Origin of the sequence: Gluconobacter sp. P1C6_b (genome assembly GCF_018811945.1) — a bacterium.
Lineage (GTDB): Bacteria > Pseudomonadota > Alphaproteobacteria > Acetobacterales > Acetobacteraceae > Gluconobacter.
In genome coordinates this window covers 87,482-108,689 of record NZ_JACRVU010000011.1, presented here as the reverse complement: position 1 = coordinate 108,689, position 21,208 = coordinate 87,482, and the positions used below count along the sequence as shown (strand labels likewise).

General features: G+C 60.0%; 20 protein-coding genes and 1 pseudogene. 13 read left to right on the top strand and 8 right to left on the bottom strand.

What is annotated here, in order from left to right:
* Together KP701_RS09620 and KP701_RS09615 are read left to right on the top strand one after the other, a co-directional pair.
* Nucleotides 1-250: transposase (locus KP701_RS09620; RefSeq protein ID WP_215746999.1), on the top strand; the 250-nt coding region annotated here is incomplete at its 5' end.
* Between the two features lie 38 nt (nt 251-288).
* Entirely contained in the window at nt 289-840 is a 552-nt protein-coding gene (locus tag KP701_RS09615) for an NYN domain-containing protein (RefSeq protein WP_215746998.1), read from the top strand.
* An 84-nt stretch (nt 841-924) separates the two neighbouring features.
* Here the strand turns inward: KP701_RS09615 and KP701_RS09610 are convergent, their stop codons facing one another.
* Entirely contained in the window at nt 925-2,106 is a 1,182-nt protein-coding gene (locus KP701_RS09610) for a phage integrase central domain-containing protein (protein ID WP_215746997.1), read from the bottom strand.
* Between the two features lie 432 nt (nt 2,107-2,538).
* On the opposite strand from KP701_RS09610, the gene KP701_RS09605 reads away from it, so the two are divergent.
* Nucleotides 2,539-3,660: a glycosyltransferase family 2 protein gene (locus tag KP701_RS09605; RefSeq protein WP_252345523.1), complete on the top strand. Its 1,122-nt coding sequence runs from the start codon at nt 2,539-2,541 to the stop codon at nt 3,658-3,660.
* A gap of 76 nt (nt 3,661-3,736) precedes the next feature.
* Here KP701_RS09605 and KP701_RS16285 read toward each other — a convergent pair.
* The 4 genes and pseudogenes from KP701_RS16285 to KP701_RS09585 all read right to left on the bottom strand — a co-directional run.
* Nucleotides 3,737-4,156 (bottom strand): annotated as a pseudogene (locus KP701_RS16285) (methyltransferase domain-containing protein); the annotation flags it as partial.
* A 2-nt stretch (nt 4,157-4,158) separates the two neighbouring features.
* Complete coding sequence (locus KP701_RS09595) at nt 4,159-4,890, bottom strand: PIG-L deacetylase family protein (RefSeq protein WP_215746995.1); 732 nt, start codon at nt 4,888-4,890, stop codon at nt 4,159-4,161.
* On the bottom strand, nt 4,887-6,023 hold the full coding sequence (locus KP701_RS09590; RefSeq protein WP_215746994.1) for an acyl-CoA dehydrogenase: 1,137 nt from the start codon (nt 6,021-6,023) through the stop codon (nt 4,887-4,889). The genes KP701_RS09595 and KP701_RS09590 overlap by 4 nt, the downstream gene beginning before the upstream one ends.
* Nucleotides 6,024-6,148: 125 nt before the next feature.
* A complete protein-coding gene (locus tag KP701_RS09585) occupies nt 6,149-7,375 on the bottom strand; it encodes an MFS transporter (RefSeq protein ID WP_252345522.1) in 1,227 nt (408 codons plus the stop codon).
* A gap of 255 nt (nt 7,376-7,630) precedes the next feature.
* On the opposite strand from KP701_RS09585, the gene KP701_RS09580 reads away from it, so the two are divergent.
* Genes KP701_RS09580 through KP701_RS09570 form a run of 3 tightly spaced genes read left to right on the top strand, consistent with a single transcriptional unit; the run spans nt 7,631 to nt 11,400 of the window.
* Nucleotides 7,631-8,137, top strand: coding sequence for a (2Fe-2S)-binding protein (locus KP701_RS09580; protein WP_215746992.1), 507 nt, complete (start codon nt 7,631-7,633; stop codon nt 8,135-8,137).
* Nucleotides 8,134-9,141, top strand: a complete 1,008-nt coding sequence (locus KP701_RS09575; protein ID WP_215746991.1) for a xanthine dehydrogenase family protein subunit M — start codon at nt 8,134-8,136, stop codon at nt 9,139-9,141. The genes KP701_RS09580 and KP701_RS09575 overlap by 4 nt, the downstream gene beginning before the upstream one ends.
* Before the next feature lie 12 nt (nt 9,142-9,153).
* Nucleotides 9,154-11,400, top strand: a complete 2,247-nt coding sequence (locus KP701_RS09570) for a xanthine dehydrogenase family protein molybdopterin-binding subunit (RefSeq protein ID WP_215746990.1) — start codon at nt 9,154-9,156, stop codon at nt 11,398-11,400.
* Nucleotides 11,401-11,451: 51 nt separating this feature from the next.
* Here the strand turns inward: KP701_RS09570 and KP701_RS09565 are convergent, their stop codons facing one another.
* The 3 genes from KP701_RS09565 to KP701_RS09555 form a co-directional block, all read right to left on the bottom strand.
* Entirely contained in the window at nt 11,452-12,312 is an 861-nt protein-coding gene (locus tag KP701_RS09565) for a glucose 1-dehydrogenase (RefSeq protein WP_252345521.1), read from the bottom strand.
* 222 nt (nt 12,313-12,534) lie between these two features.
* Nucleotides 12,535-13,983 carry a DNA methyltransferase gene (locus KP701_RS09560; RefSeq protein ID WP_215746989.1) on the bottom strand — a complete coding sequence of 483 codons (1,449 nt, stop codon included), beginning with the start codon at nt 13,981-13,983 and terminating at the stop codon, nt 12,535-12,537.
* Nucleotides 13,984-14,119: 136 nt separating this feature from the next.
* The gene (locus KP701_RS09555; protein WP_215746988.1) at nt 14,120-15,001 is read right to left on the bottom strand and encodes a LysR family transcriptional regulator; all 882 of its coding nucleotides are present in this window, start codon (nt 14,999-15,001) and stop codon (nt 14,120-14,122) included.
* 120 nt (nt 15,002-15,121) lie between these two features.
* On the opposite strand from KP701_RS09555, the gene KP701_RS09550 reads away from it, so the two are divergent.
* Genes KP701_RS09550 through KP701_RS09520 form a run of 7 tightly spaced genes read left to right on the top strand, consistent with a single transcriptional unit; the run spans nt 15,122 to nt 21,198 of the window.
* Nucleotides 15,122-15,988: a transporter substrate-binding domain-containing protein gene (locus KP701_RS09550; protein ID WP_215746987.1), complete on the top strand. Its 867-nt coding sequence runs from the start codon at nt 15,122-15,124 to the stop codon at nt 15,986-15,988.
* On the top strand, nt 15,981-16,349 hold the full coding sequence (locus tag KP701_RS09545; RefSeq protein ID WP_371818942.1) for a (2Fe-2S)-binding protein: 369 nt from the start codon (nt 15,981-15,983) through the stop codon (nt 16,347-16,349). Before KP701_RS09550 ends, KP701_RS09545 begins: the two co-directional genes overlap by 8 nt.
* Nucleotides 16,346-17,854, top strand: a complete 1,509-nt coding sequence (locus KP701_RS09540; protein ID WP_215746986.1) for an NAD(P)/FAD-dependent oxidoreductase — start codon at nt 16,346-16,348, stop codon at nt 17,852-17,854. Before KP701_RS09545 ends, KP701_RS09540 begins: the two co-directional genes overlap by 4 nt.
* Nucleotides 17,838-18,983, top strand: a complete 1,146-nt coding sequence (locus tag KP701_RS09535) for an FAD-binding oxidoreductase (protein ID WP_215746985.1) — start codon at nt 17,838-17,840, stop codon at nt 18,981-18,983. The genes KP701_RS09540 and KP701_RS09535 overlap by 17 nt, the downstream gene beginning before the upstream one ends.
* Nucleotides 18,980-19,693: an ABC transporter permease subunit gene (locus KP701_RS09530; RefSeq protein WP_215746984.1), complete on the top strand. Its 714-nt coding sequence runs from the start codon at nt 18,980-18,982 to the stop codon at nt 19,691-19,693. Before KP701_RS09535 ends, KP701_RS09530 begins: the two co-directional genes overlap by 4 nt.
* 1 nt (nt 19,694) lies before the next feature.
* Nucleotides 19,695-20,378, top strand: a complete 684-nt coding sequence (locus tag KP701_RS09525; protein ID WP_215746983.1) for an ABC transporter permease — start codon at nt 19,695-19,697, stop codon at nt 20,376-20,378.
* 40 nt (nt 20,379-20,418) lie between these two features.
* Nucleotides 20,419-21,198, top strand: coding sequence for an ATP-binding cassette domain-containing protein (locus KP701_RS09520; RefSeq protein ID WP_371818944.1), 780 nt, complete (start codon nt 20,419-20,421; stop codon nt 21,196-21,198).
* Nucleotides 21,199-21,208 lie beyond the last annotated feature (10 nt).

Sequence of the window (21,208 nt, the reverse complement as noted above, 5' to 3'; positions counted from 1 at the left end):
CAGTTTCCGCCAGGACCTACTGCTCTACGGGATCCTGCCGATTATTCCATCACGCAAAGGCCGAAGTGCGCCGCAGAAAACAGACTGGCGGCGCTACCAGGACCGTAACCGCATCGAGCGGATGTTCAACAGGCTCAAGCAGATGCGCCGCATCGCAACCCGCTACGACAAGACCGTCCTGTCTTTCATGAGCTTTCTCAACCTCGCCGCCGCGAGGCTCTGGATTGGATCTTTTGTCAACACGGCCTAATCTAACCAATAGTTTTCTTGATACGTATGGGGTTATTTATGACTTTGAATATATTTTGGGATAATTCCAATATATGGCTTTCCGGGCGTAACGTATGCAGCGTTCAAGAACCGGGTTATGAAAATGAATTTCGAATTCATTTTTCTAAACTACTTGATTTCGTAAGCGCAGGACGTCCGGTATCATATGCCTTTGTCGGCGGATCAGTTCCCCCCAATAATGACCAGCTTTGGACTCGGCTTGAAAGCCTTGGAGCCAATCTTGAAACGCAAGAGCGCGCAGTGTCCGGCGGAGAAGTCGCTGTTGATGAGATAATCCAATTGAATATGGCAAATAGAGTTCTAGACGTTTCCCCTCCAGAGACTATTGTTTTGCTCACCGGAGATGGCAGTGGTTATAGCGATGGAAAAGGCTTCATTAAGCAACTTGAACGCGCAGTAAAGCATGGTTGGAAGATTGAAGTTGTGTCATGGGATGGCTCCTGCAATCGCTACCTCAAGGCATTCGCCCAAGCGAATGGTATTTATCGAGATTTAGACTCTTCCTATGATAAGGTGACATTCATAAATAATGTCCGGTGGGTTCGATAGTTACTGCCCGAGCGGTACTGTTTTTAAGTTCTCTTAATATTAGAAACCCCGAAACGGTATCGCGGGCATAGCCGTATTAGAGCATCAGGATTTCGCCCACCCCTCCCAGTCATCCATCATTTGTCGGCGCTTGGCAAAGAGATCGCCCCGCCGGTAGGCCCTCTCGACACTTGAACCCACGGTATGGGCCAAAGCCATCTCGGCCACCTCACGCGGATAGTCAGTCTCTTCAGCGGCCCAGTCCCGGAAAGTCGACCGGAGGCCGTGTATCGTGACAGCCTTCGTCCCAGCCGCAATATGAAGGGCCTTGGAGACAGCAACATCGGACAGAGGCTTACCGGTTTTCTGTCCCGGAAAGATGAGATCGCCTCGTCTTGTGTCTCGCAAAGGTAAGGCTTCCCGGAGAATTGCTATTGCCGAGTTACAGAGCGGGACGCGGTGCTCTTTCCCGGCTTTCATCCGCTCTTTTGGGATGGTCCAGACCCTCCCTTCGAGGTCGATTTCCGACCAGACAGCGCCCCGTGCCTCTCCGGACCGTGCCGCCGTCAAGCAGACGAAGCGCGCAACCTTAGCCGCTACCCCCTCCGACTGGGCCAAAGCTGCCATGACCCGTGGCACGTCTCTCCGGTCGAGTGCGGCGAAATGTCCTGCCTGTGTCACTTTTCCGGGGGCTGGGAGGATGTTGGATAAGTGGCCGCGCCAACGGGCAGGGTTCTCTCCCTCACGCCAACCGTGGCTCCTGGCGTAGTCAAGTACGCGCTCGATGCGCCCACGAACTCCGTTTACCGTCTCATTCTTCTCAGACCAGATCGGCCGGAGGATCGCAAGCACGTCTTCCGTGTCTATGGCGGAGACGATCTTCTCGCCAAGGGCAGGATAGGCATACCGGATGAGCACGCTACGCCAGATGGGGGCGGTCTTGGCGTTGCGCCAGCCGGGGGTCTGCTCAGTAATGTATCGCTCAGCGGTCTCAGCAAAGGTTCTCCCGACCTCCCTGTTTCGGGCGCGGGCATCTATCGGGTCGATACCTTCCCGGAGAAGCGCACGGGCGTCCGCTGCCAACGTCCGAGCCGTTGCCAATGACACATCGTAGGTGGGGCCGAAGCCCATTTCCCGACGCTTGCCTGTGGCCGGTGACTTGAAGCGGAAGGACCATGTCTTGGACCCGCCTCGTGCCACGGCCCACAAGTTGCCGCCGTCAGACAGAGCCCCTTCTCGCAGGGTCTCCACTTGACGTGCCTTTAGCCGATGTGGTGCCACCTTCATTAGTCTACCTCGCCCATCTTCCCGCCCCCCTTAAAGTCGGCGTTCCCTGGATAGCTTGAGATAGGACTGGACGCCTAGAAAATAATTTTCTTCATGATTTCAAAGACTTTAAGACACCCAGAGAAAGGACTGGATAGGCTGGTATGGCGCCCGTACGGACACCACGGCTTTCAGCCAGAAAAACAGATTTTCTGCCATGTCTGTTGATGGTCTACTCAGACCGCTACAGATACTGATCTTCTGCGCTCAGAAGCAGATACAGCGACGTCTTTTTTAAGTGATCTGAACTCTGGTTGTTCCCAGCCATTGAGTTGTCTCCTCAATGGAGGCGCTCATGCCTTTTCCAGACCGCACTTTCCCTGATGCTCCTGAAAACCCGCGTGATCGGGTTCAGTCTGTGTTTGCTCCATTATTCATGGTGAGCATCTGAGGATGGCTCATGTACGAACGGAAGACGCAGCTTCCGCATCGCGGGGCAAAGAGGCCCTGTTCTGGAAAAAGCCGAGAATCGTGGCGATCCCCGTATGCAATGAAGAAGACCACATCGTCGCCTGTCTTCTCGCCCTGGCAGCGCAGACGTCCCTTCCGGACAGGGTCGTTCTGTGGATCAACAATACGACGGACGAGACCTGTGATCGGGTTCTCTCTGTAGCCCACAGGCTTCCGTTTGAACTGGAAACAGTCACGGCCTGCTATCCCCTGGCCATTGCGAGTGCCGGACAGGCGCGCCGTGACGCCATGGCTCATGCCGCCGGAACCGCATCTCCTGATGCGATCCTCCTGACCACGGATGCCGACAGCGAAGTCGCCAGTGACTGGATCGAGAGCATTCTTGCGGCGTTTATTCAATATCCTGTGGAAGCGGTTTTTGGGCGCGTCCTGCTTCTGCCTGAAGAATACAGAAAGATTCCGCTTCATCTTCATGAAGATGAACAATCCGAACGGGCCTATGGCGCGCTTCTGGAGCAGATCGGGCTTCTGCTCAGCCCCGAATCCCATGACCCGTGGCCACGGCATCTGGAACATTCAGGCGCCAGTATCGCCGTAACGCATGCGGCCTGGCGCAGGGTGGGCGGCATTCCGGACGTGCCTTCCGGAGAAGACCGGGCATTTGCCAGAGCCCTGCGACAGAACGGCATTGCGGTTCGTCATGCGCCCCAAGTGCAGGTCTATGTCTCGGCGCGCCTTCAGGGTCGCGCACGCGGTGGAATGGCGGAAACTCTGGCGCGGCGCTTGATCACCCAGGACGAATATATTGACGATGCCTTCGAGCCCGTTTCCCGGCGTTTGTTGCGCATCCGCAGAGAACTCGCGTACTGGCAAAGCCGGTCTTCTTTCCTCGATATCCCCTATCCGGAGCTTCCGGTGGTCTGCATCCACAGGAAGGAACTGTACCAGCATCATGAACGGGCCCTGCGGGTTCTCAAGCTCCTTCGCCAGATGAAACGCCGCTCACCGGAGAATTTCCCGATCGAAACAGTCGATCAATACGATATCCCACCCCCTGCTCTGACAGGTCCCGAACCCAGTGTCTTTCATGGCAGGCCCGGATAAAATTTTCGGCCGCTTCACTCCCGGTGCAGGGCGTATCCGTCTGTCCGGTCCAGTTGACGATCAGGATATGGCCTTTGAGATGGAGACTCTCCATGACCATCCCCGCAAGACTGCGAATGTCTTGCGGCGTCAGGAAATACAGAAGCTCGGAGATCAGAACGAGATCACAGCCCGAAGCCTCCGCAGCAGGATAATCCGAAGGCAGGAAGGCTTTCAGAAAGCTGACATGCTCCTGCCCCTCACACCGCCGTCCTGCAATCGCCAGGGCATTTTCCGAAGCATCGACGGCCAGAACACGCCCGCAACGCTGCGCCAGCGCCAAGGTGCCGACGCCGATCGCACATCCGAGTTCCACCGCAAAGGAAATGGGCGAGGCCGGAAGACATTCCAGAACCCGCGAGAGTTTCTGGCGCTCATACGGACGGCTTTCAAACCCCCAGGGGTCAGGATTATCCTGAAAGAGACGTTCAAAGACCTCCGGTTTCCATGTTCCCATACTCATGACGCGATAAAGATTTCATAGGGCTGAAGCATTTTCTCCAGCAGATGATCGGGAAGAACAAAGCCGCCCGGATCATCATCCACGACCAGCCCCCTCTGGCTTCGATGCGCCTGAATGGCGTCCCGTTTTCTGCCCATAAACGGTCGGATATCAAGCCGCCATCCTGCCGGGGCGACGTCATCGAGTTCCATTTCAGGCGGCAGCGTCACGCCCCAGACAGGATAGGACAGGAGCCTCAACTGCGGCAACAGAGCCTTCAGCTTTTGCCCCATCATCCAGACAGCCTCGTGATCACAGTGCGGATCGTACCGCCACGGGACCAGAACCGTCTGGCACTCATAGCGGCCGATCATTTCAGCAAGGTGACGGATGACGGCATCGAAACTGTCGCCTTGTGTTGGAACGCCTGCATCCTGCAATTCCAGAAACAGTAGCCGCTCGGAAGGAAGGCCGAGCACTGCCGACGCGTCCCGGCTTTCTTCCTGACGAAGCCGCGCAATCCGCTCGGGTGGCCATGTCACTGAACCACGATGCGACGCAGAGCCGTCAGAAACGATCACAACCACCGGCGAACGCCCGTCCCTCACCGCAGAGGCGATAAATCCCCCACATCCCAGACTTTCATCATCCGGATGCGGGGAGAGAATGAGTGCCGTTCCGCGGGCGATTGTCTCAAGGGGCGCAACCGGAAATTCCGCGAAATACTGAAGCATATTCCGGACTTTCATAAGCAGTTCTCCCGCCAGTCATGCCTGACAAACCACGCCGCGCCTTCGATCAAAGCCTCGTCCGGAGCGGGCTGTCGCAGATAGGTCGCCAGATCCCGCATGACCTGCTCGACCGGCCGCCCTTTTACAAAAGCCGAAAGCCCCAGACCGCGCTGTACCAGCGTGATCAGTTCCAGGGCCGCGCGTTCAACGGCCAGCCGCGCCAGATTGACAGTCGCCGTAACCTCTTCGGGGGACCTATCCGGACAGTCGCATGCCGCCTGCGCGGCCTGCCCAACCCACAGAGCGGCTGTCTTCTGCAGGATCATGGCCTCTCCGATCCGGCAGAGCTGATGCGGGTTGTCAGCCCGCTTGCGGGCCAGAAGTTCTTCCCTCAGCAGATCGACCAGCCGGTCCACAGCGCCCAGCGCAACGGCCGATCCGCGCCACGCTCCCGCGGAAAACTCAGGCTGCCGCAGATAATCCCCCGCAGACCCCAGAATATCCTGAGCGGAGACCCTCAGACCGGTAAAATCATAGGCTCCCGTGCCACTTGCCTGCATCCCGGTCAGCTTGCCCGGTCCGGGCCGCCTGCGCGAGGGATCCGTGGTCGGCACGAGGAGCATGACCGACTCTTCCTGCTCGGTCGTTGCCGTGATCAGCGCGAGACCAACCTCACTGACACCGCTGGCAAATCCCTTGATCCCGGAAAGCCTGTATGTTTCGCCTTCCTTTCGCAGCGTCACAGGCGGTTCGCCATCCGTGACCCATATCCCGGCCAGAACCCCGTTTTTCAGCGTGTTGGCCAAGGCATGACGATGCTCTGGCGTGCCATACAGCGCCACAAGACGGACAACATTCACATGCCCTTCAAGACACCGTCCCAGAGACAGGCTTAAATAACCCGTCCGCCGCAGAAGCAGCGACAGAAGCCGCCCCCCGTCAGACGGAGAGGCCAATCCAAGCCCACCTTCCTCAATAGAAAGAAGGCCATCCAGTGCCCCGATCTGTCGCAGGGAGTTCAGGAGGTCTGACGGGAACAGATTTTCTGCAGGCGTGAAAGGTCTGGCTTTCCAGTCCGCGAACAGATGCTTCAGTCTGGCCAGAAAGGCAGACCGTTCCCCCTCGGTCATTCCATGACCAGAATTCGACATGCCCTATGACCCTTCCGCACAGCCCGTTCTGGGCAACGTCTGCAAGCCCGGCAGAGATCCCGATTAAAATTGCACCGCCGGTCACTATTCTGCGGGAATGGGGCAGGCGCCCATCCTGCATCCAGTCACGCCCCCTCACAGGCCGGTGAATGCGTCTCCGGCATCCCCCATGCAAACAGACAGGCCACAGCAGCCCCTGTCAGCCCCAGAACCACGAACGTCGTATTGAACCCATAGCCTGACGCCAGAGCACCCCCGGCGAGATTGGACAGCAGCGCCCCTATGGTCCCCAGCGCCAGCCCCAGACCGATCAGCAGATTGCGCCGTCCGCTGCCAGAAGCAATGTCCGAAAGAATGGCATAGAACAGCACCAGAATAATGCCTGAAGACAACCCGTCGAGGATCTGGACCAGGACCAGCGTCGGCCAGTCCGCGCTCAGGATCACCAGACCGTCCCGAACGGGTTGCAGCGCGAGCGCGAACACGAACAGCGGCTTGCGAGGCCATTGTGGCGCCTTTTTGCCCACGAGAAGGGCTACGGGCGCCATGGTGATCTGGGCGACCACGATACAGATCGCCGTCACGCTTGCTGGATCGCCCAGATGGAAAAAGGCATAACGCTCGATCATGAGCGGGACCACGGCGCCATTGGCGACATTGAACAGCAGATAGGTCGCCAGAAAAACGGCCAGCCGTGCCTCGGAAAGGAGCATAAAAATGGCACGCAGGGTCTGCCGCAGCGAAGCGGCATCCCGCGACTGTTCCGATGGGGCGTCCGCACGTTTCGAAAAGCCCCCGACCAGCAGCAGACTGACTGCTGCAAGGCCGCCCACACCCCACAGGGGAGCAACAGGCCCCATCATCCTGCCAAGAAGACTCATCACAAACCCGGACGACGCATTGCCCAGATGATTGAAGGATTCATTGCGGCCCATACGCGCGATATAGCCTCTGGCCCCCGCCGTATGATGGCTGATGGCCGCAAGAATGGGCGTAAAAAGAGCCCCTGCGCCGCCCGCGATGAAATGAGCCAGAACAATGGGATAAAACAGCGGCGTCCAGGCCATCACCGCGACGGAGAGGAACGTCACGGCACAGCAGGCAGCAAGCATCAGGCGCCGGCGCGGGAAGATATCCAGAGCCCATCCGCCGATGAACCGGGCCAGAACCGCCCCAAGTCCGCCCGCTGCAATCGCCGCACCAATCCGGCTTGAGGGCCAGCCCTGTATCGTCAGGAAGGCTGTCAGGAAATTCCCCAGATTGTCCTGAACATCAGCAAGAAGGAAGCTCAGACCGTCCAGGGAAACGTCATCCCTTCGGGGCCGGATCTGTGCTCTGTTTTTCGTCACCATAATTCCCGTCAAAGTCTTTTTGCAGTCGTCCCTCGTACTGAACGGTCGGGTCACGGGTCCGTTACAAAAAACAGTAAGGGTTTTCCTTTTTTGAAAAGGCGGATCCTGTGTGGTCAGGTCCGTATCTGCGGGATGTTTATTATCAGCACGCATTTTATGACCGGGAGCACAGAGAATTCCGTGAAACCTGAACGCTCCCGGACGCTTACACCCTGACACGCTGAAAAACCCTGACACCGAACGGAGCGCCCTCCCATGACCGATGTGTCTGTCGCCAGCCCCTGTCACCTCCGGATCAATGGACAGTCCTATTCTGCCGACCTGCCACCCAGCGTAACCCTGCTGGACCTGCTGCGGGAGCGCCTGGACCTCACGGGAACGAAGAAGGGATGCGATCACGGGCAGTGCGGTGCCTGCACCGTTCTCGTCGATGGCAAGCGGGTCAAAAGCTGCCTCATCCTGGCCGTATCGATCCCGGACGCCGAGGTCACGACGATCGAAGGTCTGGCACCGGATGGACATCTGCACCCTATGCAACAGGCCTTTATCGATCGGGACGCTTTCCAGTGCGGATACTGCACGCCGGGACAGATCATGTCGGCAGTGGCGCTTCTGGAAGAAGGCCATGTCCACACACGCGAGGAAATCCGCGAATTCATGAGCGGCAATCTCTGCCGGTGCGGCGCCTATAACGGCATTGTCGATGCCATTGAGCAGGTCGTCGCCCGGCAGCAGCAGGAGCGGGCGGGAGAAGCCGCATGAGACAGTTCTCCTATTCCCGCCCCGACACGCTCGGCACCGCCTGTCACATCCCGGATCATACGCGCTATCTCGCAGGCGGTACCAATCTCATCGACCTCATGAAATCGGACGTTGAACGGCCCGAACATATCGTCGATCTCAATGCCCTGTCCCTGAGCCAGATCGAGGAACGCCCTGATGGTGGCCTGCGCCTCGGCGCCCTCGCCACCAATGCCGATACGGCGGCTCATCCTCTTGTCAGCGAACGCTATCCCCTTCTGGCCTCCGCCATTCTTGCCGGTGCCAGCCCCCAGATCCGCAACAGGGCCACAAATGGCGGAAACCTGAACCAGCGCACCCGCTGCCACTATTTCTATGACCCCGATATGGCCTGCAACAAGCGCTCCCCCGGCACGGGATGTTCCGCCAAAGGCGGCCGCAACCGGATCATGGCCATCCTCGGCACCAGCGATGCCTGTATCGCCACATTCCCGTCCGACATGTGCGTGGCCCTCGCAGCCCTGAACGCGACCGTCAACCTCACAGGTCCCGAAGGCGAGCGCACCGTTCCCCTGCGCAACTATCACCGCCTGCCGGAAGACACGCCCTGGCAGGACAATATCCTGTGTGCCGGTGAAATCGTCACGTCCATCGACCTTCCACCGCTCGGCTTCGGCCCTCATCATACCTATCTCAAGATCCGCGACCGCCTGTCTTTCGCCTTCGCTATCGTGTCCGTCGCAGTGGGACTGCAGATGGGAAACAACACGATCCGCAAGGCCTGCATCGCTATGGGCGGCGTCGGCACAAAACCCTGGTGTGTCCCGGAAGCCGAAGCCCTTCTTGCAGGGAAAACGCCCTCTCCCTCCCTGTTCCGCGACGCCGCCGACTGCCTTCTGCAAGGGGCCGTCACCGACCGCGACAACGCCGCAAAGCTGAAGCTGGCCCCGCGCGTAATCATCCGCGCCCTGTCACAGGCTGCCGCGGGCACGCCCCAGTCCCAGACGCAAAAGACCATTTTCTGAAAGAACCCGGGTATGACCCTCCATTCAGCAAAAATCGGACAGCCCGTCTCCCGGATCGATGGCCTCGCCAAGGTGACGGGACAGGCCCGGTACGCTGCCGAACCTCATCCTGCTGGCATGCTGTACGGCTTCATCGTCAACAGCCCCATAGCCCGCGGCCGGATCGAGGCGATCCGGGACGAAGCCGCCCGCGCGGTGCCTGGCGTGGTGGAGATCATGACGCATCTCAACCGCCCCCACAGCGCGCTTTCTGAAAAATCCTATGTGGATGGTCTGGGCGTCCCCGGCTCTCCCTACAGACCACTTCATGACGCGGAAATCAGCTTCAACGGCCAGCCCGTTGCCGTTGTCCTCGCAGAGACATTCGAAGCCGCCCGTGAGGCCGCCATGCGTCTCGAAGTGGATTACGAACGCTGGCCGCATAACGCGGATTTCGAAGCGTCCCTGCACCAGAAATACATGCCGGGCAAAACCCGCAGCAATTATGTGCCGCCCAAGTCACGCGGGAACGCTGCCGAGGCCTATGCGCTCAGCCCGATCAAGATCGAAGGGCGCTATCACCTCGCCCCCGAACATCACAATCCCATGGAGATGCACGCAACCACCGTCATCGCCGAGGATGACGGTACCTTCACGGTCTGGGACAAGACACAGGGGCCGCAGGCGGTACAGGCCTATCTGACCAGCGCCCTGTCCCTTTCAAAAGATCAGGTCCGCGTGCGCAATCCCTATGTCGGCGGGGCATTCGGCTCCGGCCTGCGCGCCCAGCACAACGTTTTCCTCGCAGCGCTGGGCGCAAAAATGCTGAAGCACTCGGTCCGGATCACCCTGACACGCCAGCAGATGTTCACCCATGTCTTCCGTCCGGAAGCCGTTATGGACATCGCCCTCGGCGCCCAGCCGGACGGTACGTTGCAGTCCATGATCGTCGATGGCGTAACGGACACGTCGCGCTTTGAGCACAACATGGAAAATCTCGTGATCTGGGGCCTGATCAACTACAAATGCCCCAACGCCACGGCCGATTACAAAGTCGCCCCGCGTGACACCTACACTTCCAGCGACATGCGCGCCCCAGGCGCGGCCACAGGCGTCAATCTTTTTGAAATGGCCGTCGATGAAATGGCCTATGCCTGCAACATGGACCCGCTGGCCTTCCGCCTGCACAACTATTCCGACATCGACGCCATGCATGACATGCCCCTGACCAGCAAAGCGCTGAAAGAAGCCATGCAAGAGGGCGCGGAGCGTTTCGGCTGGTACAATCGTCCGATGGCCCCGAAAAGCATGCGTGACGGAAAAGAGCTGATCGGCTGGGGCATGGCGACAGGCATTTGGGATGCGATGTTTTCTCCCACCTCAGCCCGCGCCACCCTGACCGCTGACGGACGTCTGCATATCGCCACCGCTGCCTCCGATATCGGAACCGGAACCTACACCATCCTGGCCCAGACCGCCTCGGAAGCTTTCGGCATCCCCATCGAGATGATCGATATCGAACTGGGCGATTCAACCCTCCCCGAATGCCCGACAGAGGGCGGCTCATGGACAGCCGCCTCCGCAGGCGCCGCCGTCTGGCTCGCCTGTCAGAGCCTGCGCGAAAAACTGTTCAGGACGCTGGGCAAAAGCGGAAATATCTCCGCCTGGCTGACGGAAGGTCTGTCGAACAAGACCACGGTGCTACAGGACGGATTTCTCCAGGATAAGGGTGCAGACGAAAATCTCAGACTGTCCCTCTCCGAAGCCCTGTCCCTGACAGGGCAGGACAGGCTCGAAGTCGAGGAAACCGCAAAACCGGGCCTGCGCGGCACCATCAGCCAGATGAGAAAAGCCCGCTTCACCCATAGCGCCGTCTTCTGCGAAGTCCGCGTGGATGAAGAACTTGGCATCGTCCGCGTGACACGGCTGGTCAATGCCGTCGCCGCCGGTCGCATCATGAACCCCAAGACCGCAGCCAGTCAGGTCCGCGGCGCCATGGTGATGGCAACAGGTATGGCGCTTCACGAAGAGTCCCTGATGGACGAACGGGTCGGCCGCTTCATGAATCATAATTTTTCCGAGTATCACATCCCGGCCCACGCCGACATTCCGGACATGGACGTCCTCTTCGTCACAGAAAAAGACAAGGAAGTCAGCCCGCTCGGGGTCAAAGGCGTGGGCGAAATCGGCATGTGCGGAACGGCGGCCGCCATCGCCAATGCCATTTTCCATGCAACAGGCCAGCGCCACCGCAGCCTGCCCATCACCCCCGGAGATTAATCACCGCGCCTCTTCCGACGCGCCAGTCGGAAGAGGCACAGAAAGGCATCCTCAGCCGTTGATGATCATGCCGCCATTCACATGCAGCGTCTGCCCCGTCACGAAGGACGCATCTTCGCTCGCCAGATAGACATAGGCCGGACCCAGCTCGGCCGGCTCCCCACAACGCCCCATCGGCGTATCCTTGCCCAGATCGGCCACAGCCTGCGGATCAACCACACCCCAGCTCGCCGGCTGAAGCGGCGTCCAGACCGGCCCCGGCGCCACGGCATTCACCCGGATGCCCTTCGACACCAGCTGAAGCGCCAGCGCACGCGTCATGCCCATCTCCGCCGCCTTGGTCGTGGAATAGGCCAGAAGCGCCTTGTTCCCCGCAAATGCATTGATGGACGATGTGTTGACGATGGCGCTGCCCTTCTTCAGATGCGCCAGCGCCGCCCGGACGAGATAGAAATAGCCGTTGATATTGGTGTCCATATGACGCTGCCATTCCTCGTTGGAGATGGCTTCGATGTCTTCCTCGACAATCTGAACACCGGCGTTGTTGACGAGAATGTCGAGACCACCAAGCTCCTCGACCGTGCGCGCCACGGCATCCTCACAGACCTGGCTGGACGAGACATCTCCGGCAATAGCCAGCCCCTTGCGTCCTTCCTTCTCGATGAGCCGCACAGTCTCCTGTGCATCCTCATGCTCCTCCAGATAGAGGATCGCCACATCCGCACCCTCACGGGCAAAATGGATAGCCGCAGCGCGGCCGATCCCACTGTCCCCCCCGCTGATCAGGGCCTTCTTTCCCTCAAGCTTACCGCTTCCGCGATAATCCGGACGGATATGAATGGCCCTGGGCTGCATCAGGCCCTCAAGCCCTGGTTGATGATCCTGAGACTGCGGAACAATATGATCAGGCATGAAACAGCACTCCGAAAAGGGTTCTGGTGCTTTCCGCAGAAAACACTTCTGCCATGTTCAACAGCCCAAGCAGACAAATGTTGCCTCACGTCTTTGCGGAGCAGAATAGTCATGAAGAGCGGAAACGGGTTGTGCTATCGCTCGATTTCGCATCCCGGACACAGCAGCGACCAACGGCCGGGCTCTATACCTGAGAACTCCGAACAACGATGACATCCGATTTTACCATTTACTATTTTTCTCGGTGCAAGACGGTAATTGCGAAACCCAGCCAGGTACCATCGCCAGTTTTCGCACACGCTCGGAACAGGGTCTGCCCTTCGCATAAACAATGATAAAATCCGTTTTCATCGCCCCTTTTCGATTATCCTGTACAACTGATCGGGCGGAGTAATTAAGGGGCAGTGCACCCACCAGACTAATTCCTTCAGCGCCCTCAAGAGCTTTGAGGGCCTGCCATTCTTTCTGATGTCTCGAATTGAAAAGAAGAACAACGAACCCACCGTCTTTTACTTTTAGAGCTGTCGTTTGTAGCGCTTCCGTCAGTCTGGCATTGTACTCGTTCATCGTCATCTGACGGGCAGCCGCGTTCGAAACCACTATTTCTTCAGACAGACAGGGGATTTCGTCCAAAACGGCATTCCAAATTTCACTGAGCTCCAGATACGGTATTCTGTCACCGTGCGGGGGATCGGTGATGACGAGCTGAATCGAGCTTTCAGGAACTTCCTTGAGCAAAGATAAAGCGCCACGGTTGCTCAGGTAGACCGCAGCCTGGCCTCCAAGAACACTGCCGATCGTCTTTCCAACGGTTATTGGGACCGGTATCTCGGGCAAAGCCCTGGCAAGTTTGCTGGCTCTGGCCTCAAAGCAGTTCCAGACATTTATCTCGAAGTGTTGCTTTGGCCGCCAGAATCCGAGCACCCAGCTTCCGACTTCAACTTTCCCTGCGGTTGCTCCTGTCGTTTTCCCACGGGACGTGATGGCAAAAACCATCCGGGACATCTGACCTATGGATGCCGTCAGCGTCAGTTCAAAAGCTTCTCTCACATCAGAAGGTAGAAGTCTGATTGCCTTGATTAATATCTCGATATTACGAAGAGCACGCCCGCTAAACAGGGTTTTCCAGTCAAGATCAGCACTGGCATTGATCCGACTATTTTTGAATATCACCAGATCACGAAGGATTTTGGGCTCATATCCTTCATAAAGCGCAGACAATTCGTAATCGGCATCTGTTACACCGCGTTCAAGGCGGCGTCGAACGCCCGATACAGGGCGCTGCCAGACTGACGAGATAACACCCTCTTCCCATAAAAGATGGCTGGTCAGGCCCAGGCCCTCCACATCATAGCTTTCAAGAATACTGCTTTGGACGGTATCGGACAGATGCTGCAGTGCGCTCTTGTAAGCCTGTGCGGAGCAGGGATTTATATTGAAAGAAGCCAGACGGAGGGCGACAGGATTTATATCACTACCAAGAAAACGCCGCTTCAATACAGCGGCTTCCCTGGCAATCGCGCCAGCCCCCAAAAAGGGATCGGCCACAAGATCGCCAGCGTCACTGAGCACCGATATCAAGGCACGCAGGGGTTCAACCGGCTTCTTTCCCCAATATTTATGGAAACCATATAGCCCCGAATAGGCACTGGGTGCGGTCAGATCTGTCATCTCCCCACAGGCAAAGCTGAGAGGCTCTTCAAACGAGAGTTGAAACGACGAGGGCAATGGGCATTCCTGTTGGTCGACAAGACCCAGACTTGTCAGGGTTAAGTCGCCTTGACAAAAGATCTTTCGTCAACGTGACCTAAGATTTCTGGCTGGCTCTGCGCAGCTCGTTGAACAGGGCGCGGATGACGGGGCGGACGCCGTGGCCGGAGAACTGTTCGATATAGTAATTTCCCAGACCCGGTATGGCGGGAAGGGTGTTGCAGACCGTCAGTCCCAGCGCTTCGACAAGATTCTGCGCGGCCGGCCAGGGCACGAGGGCGAGAGCGGAGCCTTCCTTGACCATCATGAGGGCCAGGGGCGTTGTATCCACGGATTCCACCGTCAGGGCGGATGTGTCGGAAATCCCGGGATAGCGGGACAGCAGCGTATTCCAGCCCACTGCATGCGAGCGGACGTCAAGCAGTTTGTAGTCCACAACTGCTTCTGCCGTGGTAATGCGTTCCACATCCTGCGGCTGTCCGACCACGACATGGCTGATCCCCATCAGCCATCCCGGATGCTCCCGCGTTGTCATGACATAATCAAAACGGATCACAAGGTCCGGCTCTCCGTTGCGCTGGGAGTCTTCCGGGATGAGATCGACACGCACCGAGGGATGCTTCTTTTCAAAGGCCGCCAGACGCCGGGGCAGCCAGCTCATGGCCATCAGCTGACTGGCGACGAGGGACACACGCTCCACATCCCGTCTGGGGAACAGGGAGGCCGATTTGGCCTCGATGGCCCTGAGGGAGACCTGTATGGTCGGCAGGAATTCGTTGCCCTCCAGCGTAAGGCGGACCTTGTTGGCGCTTCTGAGGAACAGAGGTTTCTTGAGATAGGTTTCCAGCGCCAAAATCTGCTGACTGACAGCGGCGGCGGACATGTTCAGCTCGCGCCCGGCGGAGGCAAAGCTCTGGTGCCGTGCGGCGGCATCGAAGACGCGAAGCCAGTTCAGGGACGGGATACGGTGGGGCTGCATCCCTAAAGCGTAAGCTCAGCTTACGCTTTCTGCCAAGAAGAAATATATTCCGATATCGAACTCAAGGCCATAAAGCAGGTGAGTGATCCTTTCCCTCATGCCCTGGCGGGAACTTCATGAATGGCTGTTCGTGCGACTTGTCTGCTTCTTCCGGTCCTGTCTGGGGCGTGCCTGTTTGGGGCGTTTAAGGCGCCTGCCGTTGCAGAGGACTTTCCCCACCACCTTACCATCGGCGCGGAAGGCACATATCCGCCCTGGGCCTTTGCGAAACCGGACGGATCCTATGCCGGGTATGAAATGGACCTCGTGAAGGTGCTCTGCGAGCGGATGCACGCGACCTGCAAGATTGTCACGCAGGACTGGAACGGCCTTATTCCCGGACTTCGCGTGGGACAGTACGACGCCATCATTGCTTCCATGGGCGTTACGGACGAGCGGCGCAAAGTTGTCTCCTTCTCGCATCCCTATACGCGGGCGCCGAACGGTTTTCTGACCTCGGGCACAGGGTCCCTGACCCGTCTGGCCCATACGGGTGTGCCCTTTGACCTGACGCGCGGGCCGCAGGAAGCGCAGGCGGCCCTTGCGGAACTGAAGAGCGCCCTGGCCGGGAAGGTCATCGGGGTGCAGACAGGATCGACAGCCGCGGGGTTTGCCGATGCCTATCTTCAGGGCCTGAAGATCATGGAATACCCTTCCCTCGACCAGCTTGGACTGGAGCTGATTGCCGGGCGCATCGATATCGCCATCGCCAATGTCACCACCTTCGGGACGATGATGGAGGCGGCCCCAAAAGGGGCGCTCGTCATGACCGGGCCGACATTCTCGGGCGGGGTGCTGGGGTCGAACACGACCAATATTGCGTTCCGCCCGGATGATGCTGCGCTGCGCAATGCCTTTGACGCGGCCCTGACATCCGTCAACCGCGACGGCACCAATCAGAAGCTGTCCGAAAAATGGTTCGGTACGGATATCTCGATCCATGAATGAGTCCGTACCCCGCCCCGGCTCTGCCCATTCCCCTGCCCTTCAACCGGGACCGAAGATGTTTTCAGACCTCGCCACCCTCACCGATGCGGTCACCCTGTCTGTTGACGGGCAGCCGGTCAAAGCCCGTGCAGGTGAGACCGTCGCGGCCTGTCTGCTGCGGGCCGGGGTGCCTTATAACCGCCTGACACCGGTTTCCGGCGCCCGCCGCCTGCCCTACTGCATGATTGGACACTGCTTTGAATGTCTCGTCGAAATCGACGGCATCGGGAACCGGCAGGCCTGCCTGACACTGGTGCGCGAGGGCATGAAAGTGCGCCGGCAGGCCGGTGCGCCGCCGGCGCTGGAGCCGTCCGTTCCATGAGCATGACTGCGCCTCTCCCTGATGCGGATGTCATCATCATAGGTTGCGGGCCGTCCGGAATGGCAGCTGCGGTTACGCTGGCGGAGGCGGGTCGCTCCGTCATCGTGCTGGACATGCAGCCTGCGCCCGGCGGCCAGATTTTCCGGAGCCTTGAAGCCAATCTGTGCGACACGAGCCCCGCAGGCCAGAGCCTGCTGGCCGCGCTGGGGCCTGCCTATCGGGCGGGTACGGACCTGATCCGGCGTTTCCGGGCGTGTGCCGAAATTGATTACCGGCCGCAGACCACCGTCTGGGAAGTTCGCCCCGATGGAACCGTGGGCTGGTTACAGGGAATGAACGCCGGCTATGTGAGGGGGCGGCAGGTTCTGCTCGCGCATGGGGCGATGGAGCGGCCTGTGCCGTTCCCAGGCTGGACGCTGCCCGGCGTCATGACGGCCGGTGCGGTGCAGACGCTGCTCAAGGCCGGACATCTGAAGCCGTCGGGCAGGATCGTTCTGGCGGGGACGGGTCCGCTGCTGCTGCTTCTGGCCAACCAGTTGCACCAGCTTGGCGTCAAACCGGCGCTGGTAGGCCGGACAGACCGGCTTTCCGATAGTGTGCGGGCTTCACGGCATCTACGGCCGGATGGGCTTCTTCCGCTTGTGAAAGGGCTTGGCTGGCTGGGGCGTCTGAAGCTGGCGGGGGTAAAATCCGTGACGGGGCTTGAAAACCTTGCCGCACATGGGGCGCAGAACGTCGAGAGCGTGAGCTTTACGGCTGGTGGCAAACGGCAGACGCTACCCTGCGACCTGTTGATCGTCCATGACGGGATCGTGCCTGCCATCGATATTCCCAATGCGGCCGGGCTGCGTCTGCAATGGGACGGGCCCAATGCGAGCTGGCGTCCCGCGACGACGCCGGACGGGCTGGGCGCCTCTACCCTTCCGCCGGAGCTTTCCGCAGGGCCGTGCGTGCTGCGCGTTACGGGCGATGCCCGCAGTATCGGGGGCGCGGATGCGGCCATAGCGCACGGCAAAGTGGCCGCGCAGGCCATTCTGGCGGAGCTGGATCACGGTGCGGGGCCGTCCGGGGACGCTCTGCGGGCGGTCGATAAGGCGCTGTCCGTGCGTCCGTTTCTGGATGCGGCTTTCCCGCCGGGTCTGTCACAGAACCTGCCGGACGATGACACGATCGTCTGCCGCTGCGAGGAACTGACGGCCGGAGATCTGCGAGCAAAGATCCGTTCGGGCTTTCGAAACATGGATGCGCTGCGCGGGGAATCCCGCTGCGGCATGGGGCCGTGTCAGGGCCGCAGTTGCATGGTGACGGCGGCGCGGCTGCTTCAGGATGAGACGTCTGCTGCGGGCTGCCCGCCAACGTTCCGGGGACGGCCGCCGATCCGGCCGGTTCCGCTTGGGGCGGTGGCGACGCTGTCGGGTCTTGACCCCCGTGCCACCATCCGGCTGACGCTTGAAGACAAGCCCGAAAATGCATCAGAGGATACGGTCAATGCCCCGGCAGAATGAAACCGCCCTGATCATCGGTGCCGGACTTCAGGGCTGTTCGATCGCCCTGTTTCTGGCGCGTGCGGGCTGGCGTGTCACGCTGCTCGACAAGAATGTCGCCGGGCGCCATGCTTCCAGCGTCAATGCGGGCGGCCTGCGCACGCTGATGCGCGACTGGCGGGAATATCCGCTGTCCGAACTGGCCATGAAGCACTGGCGGCATCTTGATCAGCTTGTCGGCACGGAGGCCGCCGAAAGCTGTGAAGTACGGCTCGGCGTGGGGCAGATCGCGGTGGCGCTCGATCAGGCGGAGCTGTCCTGGACGCTGGGCCGTGCGCAGGACATGGAGCGGCGGAGACTGGGGGCGGAAGAACTTCTCTCCGCCACAGAGGTCCGGAAGATGCTGCCCGGTCTGACAGATCAGGCTCTGGGCGGGCTTGTCTCCCGTGGGGATGGACATGCCAATCCGGCCGCCTCGACCCGGGCTTTCAGACAGGCTGCCATGGCGGCGGGCGCAAAGATCGTTGAGAACTGCCGCGTTCTGGGCCTCGACCGTCTGCCGGGCGGCGGATGGTCCGTTACGGCAGCGTCAGGGCGGTACGAGGCGGGCGTACTGGTGAACTGCGCCGGAGCATGGGGTGCACAGGTGGCAGCCATGGCGGGGCAGACGCTACCGCTGAAGGTGGTCGCCCCCTCCATGATGGTCACGGCACGGACGCAGCCGTTTCTTGAACCCGTGGTCATCGGGATCGACCGTCCGCTGTCCTTCAAGCAGAGCGCTGTGGGATCGCTGGTGATCGGCGGAGGCATTCTCGGAAAGCCCTGCGCGGATCATGACACATCCTTTACCGTCATGGACCGGATGCCCGAGGGCGCAGCTGCCACGCTCGAAGCCTTTCCGGCGCTGGCCCACGTCCCGGTCCTGCGGACATGGACCGGGCTTGAAGGCGCGACGCCAGACGGGATTCCCGTGATCGGGCCGGACGAAGGCACGCCGGATCTGTGGCACGTCTTCGGATTCTGTGGGCACGGCTTCCAGCTTTCGCCGGCGGTAGGCGATGTTGTGGGGCGCTCGCTGGTTGGCGGAACCGTCGATCCGTTACTCGCGCCGTTCAGCGGCAGGCGCTTTGACGCGGGAGACGCCGCGTGAGCACACCGGCCTTCACGCTCATCGGGTTCGGCCCGGAAGGCTGGGGGAAGCTCCTGCTGCTGGCAGCCGGGCTGACGCTCGTGGCGGCGGTGTGCAGCTTTGCGCTGGGCAGTCTGCTTGGAGCCGCAGGCGCGGCGCTCAAGCTGGCATCGTCTCGGAGCCTGCGGGGGATTGGCACTTTTTACACGACGGTTTTCCGAGGCATTCCGGAGATCCTCGTCGTCTATCTTTTCTATTTCGGGGGCTCGCTCGCGCTGACGCGGCTGATGCATCTGGCGGGGTTTCCGGGGTTCTTCTCCCTGCCCTCTTTCATCATCGGTGTCGTGGCTATCGGGCTGGTTTCGGGGGCCTATCAGACCGAGGCCTATCGTAGCGCCTGTCTGCGCCTCGAACGCGGACAGATTGAGGCCGGCAAAGCCTGCGGCATGTCCACGTTTATCCTGCTGTGGCGTGTCATAGCACCTCAGACCCTGCGGTTTGCGCTGCCTGCGCTGGGCAATATCTGGCAGTCCGTTCTCAAGGAGACAGCGCTCCTGTCCATCATCGGGCTGGTCGAACTGCTCCGCCAGTCCACGATTGCGTCGGGTGCGACACGGCAGCCGCTACTGTTCTACGGTGTGGCCGCGCTGCTCTATCTTGTCATGGGTCAGATCACGGCGCTGGGCATCAGGACTGTCGAGAAACGTCTTGCACGCAGCTGGGGGCGATAGGATGGACTGGCCTTTTCTTTTCGCAACGGCGAAGACGCTTCTTATGGGTGTGCCGCTGACCCTCAGGCTGGCGGCAACGTCGCTCTGCGCGGGGTTTGTGCTGGCGGTCGGGATCGCTGCCCTTGCCGGGAGCCGGTTTGCTCCCGCGCGCTGGATTGCTGCGCTCTATGTGATGCTCTTTCAGGGCACGCCGCTGCTGGTGCAGATTTTCATCGTCTATTACGGCTTCGGGCAGATCGATTTCCTGCGTGCGTCCTTTGCCTGGCCGTTCCTGCAGCAGCCCTACTGGTGCGCCATTCTCGCGCTCTCGCTCAACACCTCGGCCTATGGTGCGGAAATCATCCGCGGGGCCATCGCCGCCGTTCCCGAACGGGAGATTGAGGCGGCGCGCGCCATCGGCATGTCCGGGCTGCGGCTGCGCCGGCGGATCATCTGGCCGCAGGCGCTGCAATACGGGCTGGCGAATTACGGCAACGAGGCCATCCTGCTGCTGAAAGCCACGTCTCTGGCCAGTGTGATCACGCTGATGGACGTTACAGGTCTGGCTTACAGGCTGGTCTCAAAGACCTATCGTTCGGAAGAAATCTTCACGGTCGCGGGTCTGATCTATCTTGCACTGACCTTCGTGATCGCCACGGGGGTCCATCTCCTTGAACGCCGCCTCACGCCCTGTCGCCGGGTCTAACCCAGACGCCCCCGTCTTTTCCGGAGTTTTCATGGAACCGATCCAGTCCGCCTCCCCTGTCATCAGCGCCACCGGCCTGACGAAACGCTATGGTGCCCTGGACGTCCTGCGGGGCGTTGATCTGGACGCGCATGAAGGCGAGGTGATTTCGATCCTGGGGGCTTCCGGATCAGGAAAATCCACGTTCCTGCGCTGTTTGAACCTTCTGGAAGTCCCTTCGAGCGGCACGCTCAATGTACTGGAAGAGGATGTCCGTTTCCGCATGAAGGGCGCAGAGCGGCAGATTGCGGATGCACGGCAGGTCAACCGGCTGCGATCGCAGGTCGGCATGGTGTTTCAGAACTTCTGCCTGTGGAGCCATCGGACGGTCCTGCAGAATGTCATGGAAGGACCGGTCCATGTTCAGGGACGCAACCGCCACGAGGTGCGTGAGGAAGCCGAAAAGGCTCTGGACCGTGTCGGTCTGCTGAACCGGGCGGATTACTATCCGTCCCAGCTTTCCGGCGGGCAGCAGCAGCGCGCCGCGATTGCCCGCACCATCGTCATGCGCCCGCGCGTCCTGCTGTTCGACGAGCCGACCTCCGCGCTGGACCCGGAGCTGGTCGGGGAAGTGCTCAAAGTCATGCAGGGTCTGGCCGCCGAGGGCAGGACCATGCTGATTGTCACGCATGAAATGGCGTTTGCGCGGGATGTCTCAAGCCGGGTCGTGTTTCTGGAAAAAGGAACCGTCCGCGTCCAGGGTGCCCCGCAGGATCTGTTCAAAGGCGGTATGGATGAGCGTTTCGACAGGTTTGTCAGCCATTTTTCGCGTCAGGGCTGAAGCCCCGGCG

Excerpts from the sequence above, each read along its gene's own strand:
- KP701_RS09615 (WP_215746998.1), top strand. The coding sequence starts at position 289 with ATGACTTTGAATATATTTTGGGATAATTCCAATATATGGCTTTCCGGG.
- KP701_RS09550 (WP_215746987.1), top strand. The coding sequence starts at position 15,122 with ATGGCTGTTCGTGCGACTTGTCTGCTTCTTCCGGTCCTGTCTGGGGCG.
- KP701_RS09535 (WP_215746985.1), top strand. The coding sequence starts at position 17,838 with ATGCCCCGGCAGAATGAAACCGCCCTGATCATCGGTGCCGGACTTCAG.
- KP701_RS09610 (WP_215746997.1), bottom strand. The coding sequence starts at position 2,106 with ATGAAGGTGGCACCACATCGGCTAAAGGCACGTCAAGTGGAGACCCTG.
- KP701_RS09560 (WP_215746989.1), bottom strand. The coding sequence starts at position 13,983 with ATGACAGATCTGACCGCACCCAGTGCCTATTCGGGGCTATATGGTTTC.
- KP701_RS09555 (WP_215746988.1), bottom strand. The coding sequence starts at position 15,001 with ATGCAGCCCCACCGTATCCCGTCCCTGAACTGGCTTCGCGTCTTCGAT.
- KP701_RS09575 (WP_215746991.1), top strand. The coding sequence starts at position 8,134 with ATGAGACAGTTCTCCTATTCCCGCCCCGACACGCTCGGCACCGCCTGT.
- KP701_RS09585 (WP_252345522.1), bottom strand. The coding sequence starts at position 7,375 with ATGGTGACGAAAAACAGAGCACAGATCCGGCCCCGAAGGGATGACGTT.
- KP701_RS09570 (WP_215746990.1), top strand. The coding sequence starts at position 9,154 with ATGACCCTCCATTCAGCAAAAATCGGACAGCCCGTCTCCCGGATCGAT.
- KP701_RS09580 (WP_215746992.1), top strand. The coding sequence starts at position 7,631 with ATGACCGATGTGTCTGTCGCCAGCCCCTGTCACCTCCGGATCAATGGA.
- KP701_RS09545 (WP_371818942.1), top strand. The coding sequence starts at position 15,981 with ATGAATGAGTCCGTACCCCGCCCCGGCTCTGCCCATTCCCCTGCCCTT.
- KP701_RS09595 (WP_215746995.1), bottom strand. The coding sequence starts at position 4,890 with ATGAAAGTCCGGAATATGCTTCAGTATTTCGCGGAATTTCCGGTTGCG.
- KP701_RS09525 (WP_215746983.1), top strand. The coding sequence starts at position 19,695 with ATGGACTGGCCTTTTCTTTTCGCAACGGCGAAGACGCTTCTTATGGGT.
- KP701_RS09565 (WP_252345521.1), bottom strand. The coding sequence starts at position 12,312 with ATGCCTGATCATATTGTTCCGCAGTCTCAGGATCATCAACCAGGGCTT.
- KP701_RS09605 (WP_252345523.1), top strand. The coding sequence starts at position 2,539 with ATGGCTCATGTACGAACGGAAGACGCAGCTTCCGCATCGCGGGGCAAA.
- KP701_RS09590 (WP_215746994.1), bottom strand. The coding sequence starts at position 6,023 with ATGTCGAATTCTGGTCATGGAATGACCGAGGGGGAACGGTCTGCCTTT.
- KP701_RS09540 (WP_215746986.1), top strand. The coding sequence starts at position 16,346 with ATGAGCATGACTGCGCCTCTCCCTGATGCGGATGTCATCATCATAGGT.